This window comes from Paenibacillus ilasis (assembly GCF_043195395.1).
In the GTDB taxonomy this organism is placed as follows: Bacteria; Bacillota; Bacilli; order Paenibacillales; family Paenibacillaceae; genus Paenibacillus_AQ; species Paenibacillus_AQ lautus.
Map to the genome: position 1 here is coordinate 289,213 of NZ_JBHDJG010000004.1, position 14,681 is coordinate 303,893.

The following is a 14,681-nucleotide window of genomic DNA, read 5'->3' on the forward strand; positions in this document are numbered from 1 at the left end:
ATTTTCATATACATAACAGGAACGTTCGTTCTATAATAAAGTTGATGAGTAAATTGATCGTACAGGAGGGTGTTGTAGTTGAAGAAGAGTGCGCTATTGGTCATTGATGTGCAGAATGAGATGTTTCAAGAGAATGATCCGGTGTTTGAAGGGGATCGATTGCTCCACAATCTCAAGCAGCTGATCGCAAAAGCCAGAAGCGGTGGCATTCCAGTCTTTTACATACAACATAATGACGAAGGCTTGAAGGCAGGGTCGGAGGCGTGGAAGATTAACCGTGAGATTGCGCCTGCGATGTCGGATACCATCATTCAGAAGACCAGACCGGATTCATTCTTTAATACAACGCTTGAGGAAGAACTGAAACGAAAGGGCATCGAACATGTCATTCTGGCGGGTATGCAGAGTGAGTTATGTGTAGATACCACGTGCAGGAGAGCATCCAGTTTGGGCTATGATGTCACGCTGGTGACGGATGCCCACAGCACCTGGAACAATTCAGTGCTAACCGCGCAGCAGATCATAGATCATGTGAACGCTACCCTGAGATGGTTTGCGGATCTAAAGACAACGGAAGAGATCGTCTTAACGACAGAAGCCGGCGTGTAATCGCCGGCTTTTTTTAAGCTCTCAGAAAGTATATTGGATAGGTAAGTGAAAGTGATTCATCAATTGGAACGGGCTTTTGCCATCACTCGGATTTCCGGATTAGAATATTCCTTCAGGTATCTTTCCTTCCCAGCAATCCGGTGCGCCCAGCCCCAGCACATGACCGATGACGGCCGCCGTGTCCATGATGCTGATCGGTGCATCGAGAAGGCCGGGTTTTACGCCCGGCCCCGTAATCCCCCAGGTGATGGTCATGTCCATCGGGTGGTCGCTGCCGTGGTCATTAGGATGAGCGCCTCCGCCGCCATGGTCCGTGACCGTGATGATCCAGGTGTCTTCCAGCAGCTGCTGATCATCCAGTGCCTTGACAATCATACCTGCGTACTTATCCGTAACGGCAATCTGCTCCAGCTGTTTATCGGTACCGAATCCGTACTTGTGGCCCGCACCGTCGGGGTGATCCAACTGAATGAACATCAGTTTGAAGTCGGGCTACCGATGAATATAATCGACAATGGCTTCCGTCAGCTCGGGGTCCGGTTTAGATTCCATATGAACGTTGATCGTATTCTCAATGATTCCTGTGTTGATCGGTTCCCAGCAGCTGAATGCAGACAGGGGAGCGTCCGGCCATTGCTGGCGGGCCAGCTTGAATAGCGACGCATAGGGGAAGCTCTCCGGAATATGCTGGTGAATCGCCCGGTCATTATCAAGACCGTGTTGGCCCGGGTTTACGCCATATAACAACGAGCCCCAACATTCAGCGCTGATGCTGGGAAACACCGTCTGAGCATCGTACGAGTATGCTCCTGCTTGCAGCAGGGCGTGAAGATGCGGTGCGTCCGCTTCTTGAACAAACCTGCCTGCTCCATCAATTCCAAGAATAACGACACGTTTAGCCATCGATACATCCTCCTCGGTAAGAACCATTTGATCTTTATGTATTGAAGCTGAATAAGACGATTATGCAAAATGTGTACAGGATTGCTTACATGGGATGGCGATTTCTACCCCCATAAGGCTATGGTCATGATACCTAGCGTGATGAGCGCGGACATAATGATACGCCGCCAGCCTTGCTGCTCACGCAGAACGATGATGCCGAGTATGGTGCCGAATACCGTGCTGATTTCACGGACCGGCGCGATGTGGGCAAGCGGGGTGAGCCGCATGGCGAACAGGAATAGCAAGTAAGAACCCGGTGCCAGGATGGAGCCCAGCAGAATCGTGCGCCAGTTCACCGACCATTCCTGTTTCAGCTGTCTGGACAGCATCACGGGAACGATCAGAGCGAAGAAATAACTGATATTGGATAATTGGATTAGCGCGATAGGGGAGACCCCCGCATCCAGAACGGCCTTGTCGGTCAGCGTATATCCGGAAATGCAAAGCCCGACCAGGCAGGCATAGATTAAGGCTTTGGGGTTCAGGCTGGAAGGGCCTCTGAATCTCAAACCCGATAAAGCAAACAACGAAAAGATAATGATGCTCAGGCCCATATAACCCGCTGCACTTAGATGCTCATGGAACAACACGAGGCTGCACAGCGAAGTCAGCATGGCGCCAAGCCCTCGCATAAACGGGTATACCTGGGACATATCGCCATGAGTATAGGCTTTGGAGAGCAGCGTGATATAGAAGCCCTGGATGGTCATGGACAGAAGCATAAGTCCGTAAATATGCGGTTCCAGCTTCAGCCCTGACATCTCCATGAGAAAATTAGGCATCAAGAGGATTAAGGTGACAGAATGGATGCACCACAGAAACACCGATTTATGAATGCTTCGCTTCGTGAATAGATTCCACAGGGCATGGGTCAGACCGGAAGACAGCACCAGCAGCAGTGATAGCAGCTCCATCAGAAATGTCCGATAAGTACTTCAATGCTGCGGGCGGACAGATTATCCACCCATTCCTGTGAACAGCCCGGATCTGTGATAACCATGGAGATGTCCTCCAGTTTGGCGAGCTTCGAGAACGTAGTTACCCCGAGCTTGGTATGATCGGCAAGAACGATGCCTTCCTCCGAACGCTCCAGCATTTTTCGCGATATGTAGGCCTCATCCAGATCATAGTCGGTAATGCCATCGGTTAATGAAATACCGCCGACCGAGATAAACGCTTTATTAACCTTGAACTGTTCCAGCAGCAATTCGGTCAGAGGACCTGTTGCGGCTTGTTTGGTCCGGTCCATATCCCCGCCGATATAAATAATCTTCCCCTGAAAAATCTCCATTGCCAGATTCAGGATAGGCAGCGAATGGGTGATGACCGTGACATCAGACCGGTCCTTCAGATAACGCATAACTTCAATCGTGGTGGTTCCGTTATCCAGCAGAATGGTCTCCCCTTCCTTGACTAGGGAAGCGGCGAGTTTACCGATCGCGGCCTTTTCTTCTGCGCAGGTCTGGGAACGGCTGGTAAAGGACGGCTCGATATGCCCGGAACGCGATTTAACGGCGCCGCCGTAAACTTTGCGCAGCCTGCCTTCTTTCTCTAACCGATCCAAATCCCTCCGGATCGTTTCCGCGGATACCTCCAGCTGCTCCGCAAGGGCGTGGACTTTCACCTTGCCTTCAAGCTCCAATTGATTTAAGATCTTCCCCCTGCGTTCCTCATAGGTTACAGACATAAATTCATTCACCTCAATATTGTATATGACTGATGTTGACCGAAGATGTGGATTCGATCTTATATTAGGCTGACAATACGATATTGTCAACGAAAAATCATTGACTTTTCGGCGTTTCCTCCTCTAATATACACATAAAACCACAACAATTCATAAAAAAACCACATGTCCATGTAAAGGAGACGGTTATGTTGAAGCCAACTCTTCGATTCGGAGACGATCATACCTTCAAGATTGTGCAGTTCACAGATATTCATTGGAAGAATGGGGAACCGGAGGACCAGATGAGCCGGCGCTGTATGGAAACGGTACTGGACCTGGAGCAGCCTGATCTGGTGGTATTTACGGGCGATCTTATTTATTCCGGGGAAGCGGATCCCGGCTGGAAAAGGTGCCAGGATCAAGTGCAGGCTTTCAAGGATGTTGTTAAGACGGTGGAATCACGCGGAATACGCTGGGCCTTCGTATTCGGGAATCATGATACAGAAGGGGATGTCACGCGGGAAGAACTTATGAATGCAGCCCTGCAGCACACATATAACTGTGCAGAGCACGGCTCGCCGGAAATTCACGGGGTTGGTAATTATACGATTCCTTTATACGACAGTCATGGGAAAGACACGGCGGCTGTTCTGTATTTCTTCGATTCAGGGAGAGAGTCCGAACATCCTGCTGTTCAGGGGTATGATTGGATTCGGCGCGATCAGATCCGCTGGTATGAAATGGCGTCCTTGGCTTACAGCACCAAGTCTGAAGGGAATCCGCTGCCCGCATTGGCTTTTTTTCATATCCCTCTGCCGGAGTATCATGAAGTCTGGGAACGGAAAACGTGCTACGGGAGCAAGTTCGAGAGGGTGTGCTGTCCCGAAGTGAACACCGGACTATTCGCGGCCATGCTGGAGCGGGGCGATGTGATGGGTACGTTCGCTGGTCATGATCATATCAATGATTACTGGGGTGAATTGCACGGCATTCGTCTCTGTTACGGGAGAGCTACCGGTTATGGCACATATGGCCGGGAAGGCATGCTCCGTGGTGCGAGGGTGATTCGCCTGCATGAAGGACAGCGGCAGTTCGACACTTGGATTACGCTGAGCGACGGTTCGCAGATACGAGAGCAGGAGAAGCATGAACCCGGGGCGCCCCTCTGATATACGACAATAGAGGTTGTTCAAAAAGTCCACTTTTGATAAGAAAACCTCTATCGAGGCCACTTCAAGGATGAGCGGCCGCGATGCATAGGTAGGTTTTCTTGCGATATAGAATTTCATCAGTTCCACTGATAACTCATAAATTCTATATCTAACACGAAGCGAATCAGGAAGCAGCTCGGCATCGAATCTTGAATTCAGCCGGGCCTTCCGGTGCAAAAGTAAAAACACACCTCTTATGAAATGTACGGAAATGATCCGGTTGGTTTCATGGGAGGTGTGTTTGGTTTGCGTTATTGCCCTTGTCCGTTCGTAAGCAGGCGCAGCAGCAGCTCCGCCTTAGGCGGCGTATAGCTCGGATCCCCTTGGGATTTCAGTGTCATTAATCCCGATAACACGGATAAATAACAGGCCACCAGCTCTCTCAGATCGCCAGCCGCGATCTCTCCGGCGTCCTGCCCTGCTTGAAACAGCGGCATCAACTGGTCAACGAAGGCATGGATGGAATAGTTCTCGATAATCCGCTTTGCCTCTTCGGGCACGCCATCGGAGGTACGTGCTTGCTGAATCAGCATAAAGTGCGAATTATCATCCTCTTGGAGAATCATGGAGGTTAGCAATGTAATTTTCTCAAGTGGGGTACCGGGCACGTTATAGATTTCGGAGAGCGCCAGCCGTGCCTCCTCCATCGACCATTGAACGAGCGTGATGAACAACTCGTCTTTGGATTTAAAGTAATGATAGAGAAGGCCATGGCTGACTCCGGCTTCGCTGGCGATCATGCTCATTTTGGTTCCGAAAATACCTCTTCTAGAAAATACTTTGATGGCAGCTTGCATGATTTGTTCTTTTCGTTCGTCGCGTATTTGATGCAATTGTTCTTCGTTTAGCGGGGCCATTGCGTCCATCCCTCATCATGGTATTCTCTTGCTGATATCAACAATAACGCATTTGATTTATTCGGGCAATCCCATCGATAAGGGCAGAAATTCGTTGTTAAAGACCGGGATGATCCGCCCCAATAATTCCTCCAGCGGCAAATTTGCCTCCTGTAATACTTGATGGAGCCAAGCTTTACCTTTTCCCGATGGGTCCGCATTCACAAGCGAGGTGATATAGTCTGCATTAAACAAAGCCTGCGGCGAGGCAAAAAGACCCGTTACCATCATGTACTGTTCGAATACGGCCATATCGTGATGACCAAAAGCCAGCTCTTGGCATATATCGAATAGGCTCTGGGCAAAAGAGAACCCTTGGGCGGACAGGTGGCCTTCGTATGTCACCCCCGGCCATCTGAGATCCGCAGCTGCGCTAAGCCACCATGCAGGCTCCATGGCGGATTGAATCTTTAGAAGGGCGAAGCGTTCGAATCCCTCCTCAAGCAGGACTCCATTCTGCATCGATTGCAAGCATTGATCCAGCGTATCTGCTTGGATGGCCGCCACCGTCATGCCCTGGCCGAATATCGGATCGAAGCTGCAGAAGGCATCGCCAAGCACCAGCAGACCTGAAGGCCAATCCTCCATCTGCTCAAAATGCTGTCTCACGCATTCCTCGATCCGGTAGCCCCGCGGGCTTGAGACCGGTTCAAGCTGCTGAAGCAAATCTCCCATGGCGGTACCGAATAGATTTTGCGCTTCCTGGTCGTACAGCTGATGGTCGGTTGTCGGATAGGAAGCTCCTCCCGCGCGGTATAGAACCACCTCCGCGATCTGGTTCTCGATCGGATTGAATACGGCCGTACCGATGCCAAGGGAGGGATCTCCTTCATTCAGGATGGTACTCCACACAGTCTGAATTTCCTCCGGAACTCTATAGTGGCGCGTGCTGTAGCCGAGAGATATGTGCAGCCTTTCTGCCTTCGGTATCGCATAACCGAGGTTCTGCAGCCAATCAGCGAGCTTGGATCCACGCCCGCTTGCATCCACGACGATATCCGCATTCATATGAAGGAGCGCCGGCTCCTTGACGCTTCTGTCCCGGAACACAACGCCGGTAACGGCATTCTTGTCGGGGTCAAACAGCAATTGTTGCGCCGTCCGTTTCGGTAAGAGAGTAACGTTTGGCAGTTTGGCCACTCTGCTGCGCAGTGTCCACTCCAGCAGGGATCGGCTGCATCCCGCATTGGGCTCATCGGGCAGTTCCAAAGTGCCGAAGCGGTTGGTCATTTTAACGGATTTCAGTCCTCGGGAATGAGCCCCTTGCTGAAGTAATTCCTCGGTTATGCCAGGGAACCAACGTTCAACGATCATCTTGCCGCGCTCAAGGAAACGGTGCGGATGATAGGCCTGCGGCGTACCTGCCCGAGTTTCCGGTCCTGCCGGAAACTCATCACGATCCGTAATGATCACCTCTTTATAATGTTTGGATAACACGGTTGCAGCGAATAGTCCGGCTATGCCTCCACCTAGAATGAGCGCTTTGCCTTTTGTTTTCATTCGAAGACCTCCGATATAGATTGATTTAGTCAGTCAATAATAAACGTAAAAACTCCTTCTGAAATTCAAACTTGGAATACAGGGGCAGGACTAAAAGCGGTGAACTTCGTTGAAGATCGAGCCGATGTCTCCCTTCTGTTATTTATATTTATGATTGATTAAGTCAGTCAATGATAAGATAAAGGTATTTATTGGATATGTCAATCCTGTTTTACGTACTAGAAGCGTGAATTGCCTATAACTCCCCTTGTGTTCGCTTCGGAATTTTGGGACAATAAGGAGTGGACTATGAATAGAAAGAGGAACAATCAATGAATAAACCATCCATTTATGGATTAACATTAGATCAGTTGACGGCTTGGCTTGGCGAGCGTGGACATAAAAAGTTTCGGGCAACACAGGTATGGGAATGGCTGTATCGGAAGCGGGTCACCGCTTTTTCCGATATGACGGATGTGCATCCGGAATGCTTGCAGCTGCTCGCGGAGCATTATACGATTCTGACCTTGGAGGAGCACACCAAGCAGGAGTCTCTGGACGGAACCGTTAAGTTCCTGTTCAAGCTGGTGGACGGCAACCTGATTGAGACCGTATTGATGCGGCATAAATTCGGTTTGTCGGTCTGCGTGACCACCCAGGTCGGCTGCAACATCGGCTGCAGCTTCTGCGCCAGCGGTTTGCTGAAGAAAAGCCGGGATTTGTCCGCAGCAGAAATTGTGGAGCAGGTCATGCAGGTTCAGCTTCACTTGGATCAAAAAGGCAAAAGCGAGCGGGTCAGCCATCTCGTGGTGATGGGGATCGGGGAGCCGTTTGATAACTATGAGAACATGTCGGATTTCATTCGTGTCATCAAGGATCATAAGGGGCTTGCCATCGGTCCCCGTCATATTACGGTATCGACCAGCGGGCTGGCTAACAAAATCGTCGAGTTCGCGGACAGCGATCTGGGCGTGAATCTCGCCATCTCCCTGCATGCGCCGAATGATGAGATTCGGACCCGCATTATGAAGATTAACAAAGCGATTCCGATCGAGAAGCTGATGGCAGCGATTGATTATTATCTGGAAAAAACGAATCGCCGCATCACGCTGGAGTATATTCTGCTGAAGGATGTGAACGATCAGCGGGAGCATGCGCTCGAGCTGGCAGAGCTTGTTGGCGAGCGACGCAATCTGGCGAATGTGAACCTCATTCCGTACAACCCGGTGGATGAGCACAGCCAGTATCAGCGCAGCACAAAAGAATCGATTACCTCTTTTTACGATACCTTGAAAAAACAGGGCATCAGCTGCAGCGTTCGTCTGGAGCATGGAACCGATATCGATGCCGCCTGCGGGCAGCTGCGAAGCAAGCAGATTAAGAAAGCGCAGTAACAAGAATAACGCGCAATCCCAAGAGGATTTATCCGCCGTGTGGATTGACCAGCTGCAAGGGCGTACCCATTCATATGGGTATGCTCTTCTTCATAAGAAGTCTGAAATGGACTATATAAAAATCGAATCGAGAGGAATGAAACTTAAACATGCTGGAGACACATCCAACCGTCAAAAAGCTGCAATTCAAAGACCTCGGCCAGCCGGTTCTGATACTAAACGCACCACAGGCCTATCATGAGGTCATCAACTCCCTGCAAGGGGAAGTCCATACGGAGCCTCAGCAAGTACCTTACGATTTCGTGCAAGCCTTCGGGACAAGCAATGAGGAATTGCAGCGGTTAGCCAAGATCGCTGCCAGCTCCGTGACTGACAACGGCTTGCTGTGGCTGTGTTATCCCAAGAAATCATCCAAGACCTACAAGAACTCCGATTGCAGCCGGGAGAGCATTACGGGCATTCTTGCTGACGAAGGCTATGAGCCCGTTCGGCAAATCGCTGTCGATGAGGATTGGTCGGCCATGCGCTACCGTAAAGTGGAGTTGATCAAGTCCATGACCAGATCGTTCGCAGCAACCGCGAAGGGGAAAGAACGGACGGGTCAAGAGGACGATCAATGATGACAAACAGCGATAGGCATACGGCAGATCGATTTTAGTTTAATTACAGCCCGGCTCAAAAGAAAAATGACCCTTCGAGGGTCATTTTGTCTTTTTAATACGTTTTGCTCTTTTTTCGGTGGTCATGCTTGGATTTCCACTCGTGATGCTTGGACTTCCAGTCGCGGTGCTTGGACTTCCGATCCTTATGCTGGATGTCTTTGTTAATCGCTTTGCTGCCGCTGCCGCCGCCGACGGCGTGCTGCTGTCTGGTGCCGCGGCTCTCAATGGCGGAGTTGGTGCCGCCTGTGCTGTATTTCCCGGCACCGCTGGCAATTTGTGTCGCCGACGCATTTTTGCTTCCCTTCGGAAGCTTCACGACTTGCTTGTTAATGACGAATACCACTTCTTTTTGGTGTTTTCTATGCTTGCCATGTTTCGAATGATGTTTCGAATGATGTTTGGAGAAATGGTCCTGATCCTGGGGATCTTTTAATCCCAAATTTTTGGCGATTCCACCAGCTCCAACGCTCTGTTGCTGATACGTGTGCGGGGATTTGATGGCTGCGTTGTTGCCCGCGGCGCTGCTTTTTCCGGCACCACTGGCGATTTGCGTGGTGTTGGGGGCATTGGTGAACTGATCGTTCACCACAAAGACGAACCGCCCAACCCCTCCAAGAGGCGATGTCACGGAGAAGCGTTGCTGGCCCTTCTCTACCGTGATGGTCAGATGTTCCTTTTGGGACACGCGCTTCATCTCCTTTTTATATGGGAATCATAACTATATCGTAAGCGAATGACGCAGCACTCGTAAGAGGTATATGCTGATAGAGTTGAAAATGGGGAAGGGCCCCGCCCTTTATCTACGGCTTTTTTCATAAATAGAAGAATGCAAGAATGAATGCTCAGTTGTGTATAATGAGTAGAGTGATAGAAAGGATGGGAATATGCTGACAATCAAAGAATACAGCGTTGAATTGGTAAAGGATCCGTTTGGAATCCTGACAGGTAAACGCTTTGAGTTTGTATGTGATCTGGATGTGCCGGAGGATGATGAGCTTTATTCGGAGCATGGCGTCTATTTGAGAGTGATTTACCTGGATGATGAAGAGCGTTCGCGCATTGTAAAGTACGACTTCTATGAGCGGACAACCGATCAGTACCTGGACTTCGACATGGAGCCGGAGGAAGAGGAAGAACTCATGACTTTTTGCAAAGAGCATTTGCAGGAAGCGTAAATAGAGCGACCGGAAGACGAGAAGCAGGCACTTTCGGGGTGACTTGGTCATTTTGTGCCGAATCATTAAGGATCGCAGCTTCTTTCTGGAAGGTGGAAAAATTTTACGAATCAGGTCTTGCAAACTATGAATGGTTTTGGTAAAGTTAAACACAACTTATGACGAACGGAGGGTTACGTATGTTGGATTATTCCCGATTGAGATCTTTTCGCGGCTAATGAAATAGCGCTAAAGAGACCTGCACAGATGCAGGGTAATCGGGATGGGTCCGTCTTTTTTACGTAACCCATTTTTATGAGATGTCTATAGAATACATGTTTTTTCATTTACGGGATAACGGTGTTTTCACCTTCCTGTTGTATTTGAATGTGTATTTCGATTAGACATTCCAGGAACGGTGGACAGCTAAGACCCGTTCCGGTTACCCAGCACAGGCAGCTCGATGCCTGTGCTTTTTTTGTTGTTATGACTGCCATGATGCAATGAAATATGGAAGGGGATTGATTCCTTATGACAATAGCAAAACAAAATGATGATTATACACAAGTTATCCAAGAGATGCTGGAGATTGCCGGAAAACACGGGGTGACATTGAATCCGGAGGGAATTGAAATGAATGAATCCGGCATGGATTTCCTTGTTGGATTCGCTGAGGAAGCCGGGACTGGAGCACGGTGGATTCTGCGTAAACCGAGACGATCGGATGTGCTGGAAAGGGCGGACAACGAAGCTCGGGTCTTGAAGCTGATCCAGTCCCATCTTCCGGTTGATGTGCCGGATTGGCGCATTTACACGCCGGAGCTCATCGCCTATCCGCTGCTTGGCGGGCAGCCTGCCGCTTCCGTCAGCATGGAAGGTTATGCATGGAATATGGATCATGAGAATCCGGGTGACGAATTTGTCCGCTCCTTGGCTGAGACGCTGGTTGCCTTGCATGGCGTCGATCATGATGCGGCACGGGCGGCAGGCCTGCGGGTGAAGAGTCCCCAAGAGGTTCGCGTGGAGACAGCGCAAAATATGGAAGACATCAAAAACCGTCTGGGCGTCTCCGATGCGCTGTGGGAGAGATGGCAGAAATGGCTGGAGGAGGATTCCTACTGGCCGACGCATTCTGCCCTCATCCATGGGGATCTTCATCCCCCGCATATCTTGATTGATGAGCGCGTGCAGGTTACCGGACTCTTGGATTGGACGGAATCCGAGGTAGCAAGTCCGGCCAAAGACTTCGTGTTATACTACGCCATTTATGGCGAGCATAATCTCCGTGTCCTGTTGGACCGGTATGCACAAGCCGGAGGGAGGGTGTGGCCGCGTATGTTCGATCATATTGTCGAGCAGCATGCCGCGTATCCCGTGCTGATCGCCCAGTTCGCTCTTCTGACAGGTCAGGATGAATATATGACGATGGCGCGGAATGCCCTGGGTTTGACGGAGTAAGCTTCCTCGCAGGAGCATTGCGGCAAGGGGGGGTTATCCCCGTTTGATAAGACTGCAAACGCACTGAATACAGCGCTAAGAAAACGAAGAGCCAACCGATGCATACAATCGGTTGGCTCTTTGCATGATATAAATTAACAGAATTCAACATTATTTTGGATGAGCTGTAGGACATATACTGAAATCATGGTGAAATAAGGAGTAGGGTTAACGGATTTTTACAACATTCGTAACGCAATTTACATACCTGTAAACCTCTTGGAAGAGTAAATATGTTATCCTAGACATACTAAACTTACATACATCATTCATTAGGGAGGGGATTGACCGTGAATATTGAGGTACGTTTATGCCCGAAGGAACAGTCATTTATTCTGCATAACATATATCCGCTGTACTTGCATGACATTGCTGAGATATGGGGGGTCCGTCCTAACCGGTTCGGTGTATTTGAAAAAGAGGATGTGCCGACCCTAAGCGAACAGAGCAAGCAGCTCGATGTGTGGTGGGAGCAGCCATCGGTTCTTTTTCCTTATCTAATCTCCGTAGATGGCATTGCGGCAGGGTTGGCCCTGGTGGCCACCACCCCGTACATTCCATCGCCGAATATCCAGTATTACTTGAATGATTTTTTTGTGCTTCGGACTTTTCGAAGACAAGGTGTAGCCCAACGAGCGGCTGAGCTTGTGTTCGATCAGTTCCAAGGTGCATGGGAGCTGCAAACGAATCCGACCGAGCGCAATATGAGTACCCAGATTTTTTGGCGCAAAACGTTGAACACGTACACGGGCGGAAGATATACAGAGCATGATGGCGTCCATCCGGAGAAAGGGGATATGCTGGTCTTCCGTTTTAATAACAAATAAGATGGAGTCTAAAGCATTTCTTCATATGGGGAATCGGGCTTGACAGCGAGATGCCGCCGGAGTAAACTGAGTTAAATTTTTCGGAAATGCTAGGATGAGGACGCCAGGGTCGCCAAGGAAGCTGAATCAGAGAACTGCTGGGTGGTGCGAAGCAGTCAGCAGCGATGCATGGCCATCACCTCGGAGCAGATCCGCCGAACGTTTATAACTTGAGGCGCATCCGGGTATTCCCTGCCGTTATCATGGGGCATCATTGATGGATGATGACGAGAGTGCGTACCGGCTTTCCGGTGCGAATCAGGGTGGTAACGCGGAGACAAGGCTCCGTCCCTACAAGGGACGGGGCTTTTTTGTGTTCCTGGGACCCTAGGTGACATTTTTGCTGGCATGCCCGTTCGATTGGTTCAGAGCTTGGACGGACAGAGATTGATGATGGAAAAGAGAGGAGTGTAAGAATGCTTGCGAAATTGATGCCTCAGGACGAGGTGCTGTACCAGGAAGATTTTATTCAGGATGAGGTGTCATACAATCTGATTCATCTCCTTGCCGGGTCGCCGCAGAACATCGGGCTGAAATCGCCGGATGGACGCATGATCTTTGCGCAGTCTCCCCGGGGGAACGCATGGTTATGGATTTCCCGGCAGGTTTCCGGGGATAAGCGGCAGCACCTGCTCCAAGAGCTGGTAAGCGAGCTTAAGGGAGTGACCCTCCCTGGGGTGACCGGGGAGCCGGATGTGGCCGAGCAGTTTGCACGCTGTTATGCAGAGGAACCTCATGAGACCTACCGTCTTCATATGACGATGGAGTCTTATCATGCCCCCGCCGTGAAGCCCCCTCAATTCGTCGAGGGCACCATCAGGCAGGCCGCTGCTGAAGATACGCAGCAGGTGGCGCGGTTTCTGGTCGGATTCTCGGAGGATGCTTATGGGGTCCGCGCGAATGCGGCAAGCCAGGTCGAGACAGCGCAGCGACTCATCCAGCAGGGCGGGTTATATTTATGGATAGCCGGCAGCAAAGCGGTCTCGATGGCCAATGCTGCACACCGGTCGCCAAGGCACGGTCGCATCAACGCTGTTTATACGCCGAGGGCTGAACGGAAAAAAGGCTATGCCAGCGCCCTGGTAGCAGACCTTGGACTTCGCTTGCTGCAGGACGGTTTGGTGCCCATGCTGTATGCCGATCAGGCCAATCCGGACTCCAATCGATTGTACCAAGATATCGGGTTTAGCCGGTGCGGGACGATTCGTGACTTTAAGTTTGTTAACAATGAATAACGAATAATGGAATCCATAAAGCGGCACGGCTTGGACAAAGCAAGGGAAGACGAGGGGCATCAACAAATGTTATTCTATAAAGGTAGCTAAAAAATGCCGGGCCCGGTTGGATAGGACATGATCCCTGAGCCAGACAATGCCCACGTCCGACTGGAAATCAGCGCTCGTAATGGACAGTGTCCGGATGTTGGGGATCGCGAATGAGGACATGACCGACTCGGGTAAAATGGTGGCACCGATGCCTTCAGCTACCAAAGCAACGATAATGGCAACGCTGGAGCATTCGCAAATGACACGCGGTTCAAGTTCGCCGCGCTTAAATTCTTGGATGACCCGCTCATGCATTCCGATCGTCTGATCGGTTTTTAAGGACAAGAACGGATATTCCGCCAGCTCGCGCATCGAGATTTCGGATTGGGAGGATACGCTTTCCCAGCTGCCTGGAAGGACCGCGACGAACGGGTCGGAGGGCAGAGGCTGAACGGCATAACGCTCAGGTCCGAAGCTGGATTCGAAAGGGAGTCGGGTCACCGCCAGCTCGATATTCCGTTTGTCGAGCTGATCCGCCAGCAAGGAGTGATCGCCTTCCCGAATCTTGAAGGTGACCTCGGGATATTGCTGCCGGAAAATATGGATGCGCTGCGGCAGAAGTGAAATACAGGAGACGACGGCGCCGATGGAGAGCATGCCGCGGATTCCCGCGTGGATCTCCTTTACCTCGGTTAGCGTTTCATTGAACTGGTTCAGCAGGGACGCGGCTCTATTCTGCAGCAGCTCGCCTGCGTGGGTGAGCTGAAGCTGTTTGCCACTGCGTTCAAACAGCAGAACCCCGAGCTCTTCCTCCATCAATTTCAGCTGACGGCTTAATGGAGGCTGCTCCATATTGAGCTGTTTCGCTGCACGCGTGATCTGTCCTTCCTGTGCAATCGTCAGGAAATATCGCAGCTGCCGAATATCCATGTTCATACCCCCCTCTCCATACCTATAAGGTATGGTATCCCTATAAATCAGATATTTTTAATATAGGGCATCGATTGATATGATTCAACTAATAACGTTTACAA

16 protein-coding genes are annotated in these 14,681 nt (G+C 50.5%); 8 read left to right on the forward strand and 8 right to left on the reverse strand.

The window, feature by feature from the left end; all coding sequences use genetic code 11:
• Positions 1-78: 78 nt before the first annotated feature.
• Positions 79-609 carry a cysteine hydrolase family protein gene (locus ACETK5_RS28750; RefSeq protein WP_100541136.1) on the forward strand — a complete coding sequence of 177 codons (531 nt, stop codon included), beginning with the start codon at positions 79-81 and terminating at the stop codon, positions 607-609.
• 99 nt (positions 610-708) lie between these two features.
• Here the strand turns inward: ACETK5_RS28750 and ACETK5_RS28755 are convergent, their stop codons facing one another.
• The 4 genes from ACETK5_RS28755 to ACETK5_RS28770 all read right to left on the reverse strand — a co-directional run bounded on the left by ACETK5_RS28755 (position 709) and on the right by ACETK5_RS28770 (position 3,241).
• Positions 709-1,086, reverse strand: coding sequence for an alkaline phosphatase family protein (locus ACETK5_RS28755; RefSeq protein ID WP_394059329.1), 378 nt, complete (start codon positions 1,084-1,086; stop codon positions 709-711).
• A 15-nt stretch (positions 1,087-1,101) separates the two neighbouring features.
• The gene (locus ACETK5_RS28760; RefSeq protein ID WP_394059331.1) at positions 1,102-1,512 is read right to left on the reverse strand and encodes an alkaline phosphatase family protein; all 411 of its coding nucleotides are present in this window, start codon (positions 1,510-1,512) and stop codon (positions 1,102-1,104) included.
• Between the two features lie 104 nt (positions 1,513-1,616).
• Positions 1,617-2,468 carry an SMR family transporter gene (locus tag ACETK5_RS28765; protein ID WP_394059333.1) on the reverse strand — a complete coding sequence of 284 codons (852 nt, stop codon included), beginning with the start codon at positions 2,466-2,468 and terminating at the stop codon, positions 1,617-1,619.
• Positions 2,468-3,241 (reverse strand): DeoR/GlpR family DNA-binding transcription regulator, encoded by a 774-nt coding sequence (locus tag ACETK5_RS28770; protein WP_100541133.1) that lies wholly within the window; start codon positions 3,239-3,241, stop codon positions 2,468-2,470. The genes ACETK5_RS28765 and ACETK5_RS28770 overlap by 1 nt, the downstream gene beginning before the upstream one ends.
• Before the next feature lie 191 nt (positions 3,242-3,432).
• On the opposite strand from ACETK5_RS28770, the gene ACETK5_RS28775 reads away from it, so the two are divergent.
• A complete protein-coding gene (locus tag ACETK5_RS28775; protein WP_394059539.1) occupies positions 3,433-4,392 on the forward strand; it encodes a metallophosphoesterase family protein in 960 nt (319 codons plus the stop codon).
• 293 nt (positions 4,393-4,685) lie between these two features.
• On the opposite strand, the gene ACETK5_RS28780 is transcribed toward ACETK5_RS28775, so the two are convergent.
• Positions 4,686-5,291, reverse strand: coding sequence for a TetR/AcrR family transcriptional regulator (locus ACETK5_RS28780; RefSeq protein ID WP_100541132.1), 606 nt, complete (start codon positions 5,289-5,291; stop codon positions 4,686-4,688).
• Positions 5,292-5,348: 57 nt separating this feature from the next.
• Complete coding sequence (locus ACETK5_RS28785; protein ID WP_394059336.1) at positions 5,349-6,830, reverse strand: NAD(P)/FAD-dependent oxidoreductase; 1,482 nt, start codon at positions 6,828-6,830, stop codon at positions 5,349-5,351.
• 311 nt (positions 6,831-7,141) lie between these two features.
• On the opposite strand from ACETK5_RS28785, the gene rlmN reads away from it, so the two are divergent.
• Entirely contained in the window at positions 7,142-8,203 is a 1,062-nt protein-coding gene (gene rlmN, locus ACETK5_RS28790) for a dual-specificity RNA methyltransferase RlmN (RefSeq protein ID WP_100541130.1), read from the forward strand.
• Between the two features lie 149 nt (positions 8,204-8,352).
• Positions 8,353-8,823, forward strand: coding sequence for a DUF3052 domain-containing protein (locus tag ACETK5_RS28795; RefSeq protein WP_394059338.1), 471 nt, complete (start codon positions 8,353-8,355; stop codon positions 8,821-8,823).
• Positions 8,824-8,917: 94 nt separating this feature from the next.
• On the opposite strand, the gene ACETK5_RS28800 is transcribed toward ACETK5_RS28795, so the two are convergent.
• Positions 8,918-9,550 (reverse strand): hypothetical protein, encoded by a 633-nt coding sequence (locus tag ACETK5_RS28800; protein WP_394059340.1) that lies wholly within the window; start codon positions 9,548-9,550, stop codon positions 8,918-8,920.
• 199 nt (positions 9,551-9,749) lie between these two features.
• Here ACETK5_RS28800 and ACETK5_RS28805 point away from each other — a divergent pair, with 199 nt between their 5' ends.
• From ACETK5_RS28805 to ACETK5_RS28820, 4 genes are all read left to right on the forward strand, one after another.
• Positions 9,750-10,040 carry a DUF6509 family protein gene (locus tag ACETK5_RS28805; RefSeq protein WP_100541128.1) on the forward strand — a complete coding sequence of 97 codons (291 nt, stop codon included), beginning with the start codon at positions 9,750-9,752 and terminating at the stop codon, positions 10,038-10,040.
• Positions 10,041-10,550: 510 nt separating this feature from the next.
• Complete coding sequence (gene mphI, locus ACETK5_RS28810; RefSeq protein WP_100541127.1) at positions 10,551-11,477, forward strand: macrolide 2'-phosphotransferase MphI; 927 nt, start codon at positions 10,551-10,553, stop codon at positions 11,475-11,477.
• Positions 11,478-11,806: 329 nt separating this feature from the next.
• Entirely contained in the window at positions 11,807-12,343 is a 537-nt protein-coding gene (locus tag ACETK5_RS28815) for a GNAT family N-acetyltransferase (protein ID WP_015737925.1), read from the forward strand.
• 455 nt (positions 12,344-12,798) lie between these two features.
• Positions 12,799-13,617 carry a GNAT family N-acetyltransferase gene (locus tag ACETK5_RS28820; protein ID WP_394059343.1) on the forward strand — a complete coding sequence of 273 codons (819 nt, stop codon included), beginning with the start codon at positions 12,799-12,801 and terminating at the stop codon, positions 13,615-13,617.
• A 69-nt stretch (positions 13,618-13,686) separates the two neighbouring features.
• Here the strand turns inward: ACETK5_RS28820 and ACETK5_RS28825 are convergent, their stop codons facing one another.
• The gene (locus ACETK5_RS28825; RefSeq protein WP_127592603.1) at positions 13,687-14,577 is read right to left on the reverse strand and encodes a LysR family transcriptional regulator; all 891 of its coding nucleotides are present in this window, start codon (positions 14,575-14,577) and stop codon (positions 13,687-13,689) included.
• Between the last annotated feature and the right edge of the window lie 104 nt (positions 14,578-14,681).

Coding starts and splice junctions, on each gene's coding strand:
- ACETK5_RS28820 (WP_394059343.1), top strand. CDS start 12,799: ATGCTTGCGAAATTGATGCCTCAGGACGAGGTGCTGTACCAGGAAGAT.
- ACETK5_RS28770 (WP_100541133.1), bottom strand. CDS start 3,241: ATGTCTGTAACCTATGAGGAACGCAGGGGGAAGATCTTAAATCAATTG.
- ACETK5_RS28780 (WP_100541132.1), bottom strand. CDS start 5,291: ATGGCCCCGCTAAACGAAGAACAATTGCATCAAATACGCGACGAACGA.
- ACETK5_RS28760 (WP_394059331.1), bottom strand. CDS start 1,512: ATGGCTAAACGTGTCGTTATTCTTGGAATTGATGGAGCAGGCAGGTTT.
- mphI (WP_100541127.1), top strand. CDS start 10,551: ATGACAATAGCAAAACAAAATGATGATTATACACAAGTTATCCAAGAG.
- ACETK5_RS28765 (WP_394059333.1), bottom strand. CDS start 2,468: ATGGAGCTGCTATCACTGCTGCTGGTGCTGTCTTCCGGTCTGACCCAT.
- ACETK5_RS28795 (WP_394059338.1), top strand. CDS start 8,353: ATGCTGGAGACACATCCAACCGTCAAAAAGCTGCAATTCAAAGACCTC.
- ACETK5_RS28785 (WP_394059336.1), bottom strand. CDS start 6,830: ATGAAAACAAAAGGCAAAGCGCTCATTCTAGGTGGAGGCATAGCCGGA.
- ACETK5_RS28825 (WP_127592603.1), bottom strand. CDS start 14,577: ATGGATATTCGGCAGCTGCGATATTTCCTGACGATTGCACAGGAAGGA.
- rlmN (WP_100541130.1), top strand. CDS start 7,142: ATGAATAAACCATCCATTTATGGATTAACATTAGATCAGTTGACGGCT.
- ACETK5_RS28805 (WP_100541128.1), top strand. CDS start 9,750: ATGCTGACAATCAAAGAATACAGCGTTGAATTGGTAAAGGATCCGTTT.
- ACETK5_RS28755 (WP_394059329.1), bottom strand. CDS start 1,086: ATGTTCATTCAGTTGGATCACCCCGACGGTGCGGGCCACAAGTACGGA.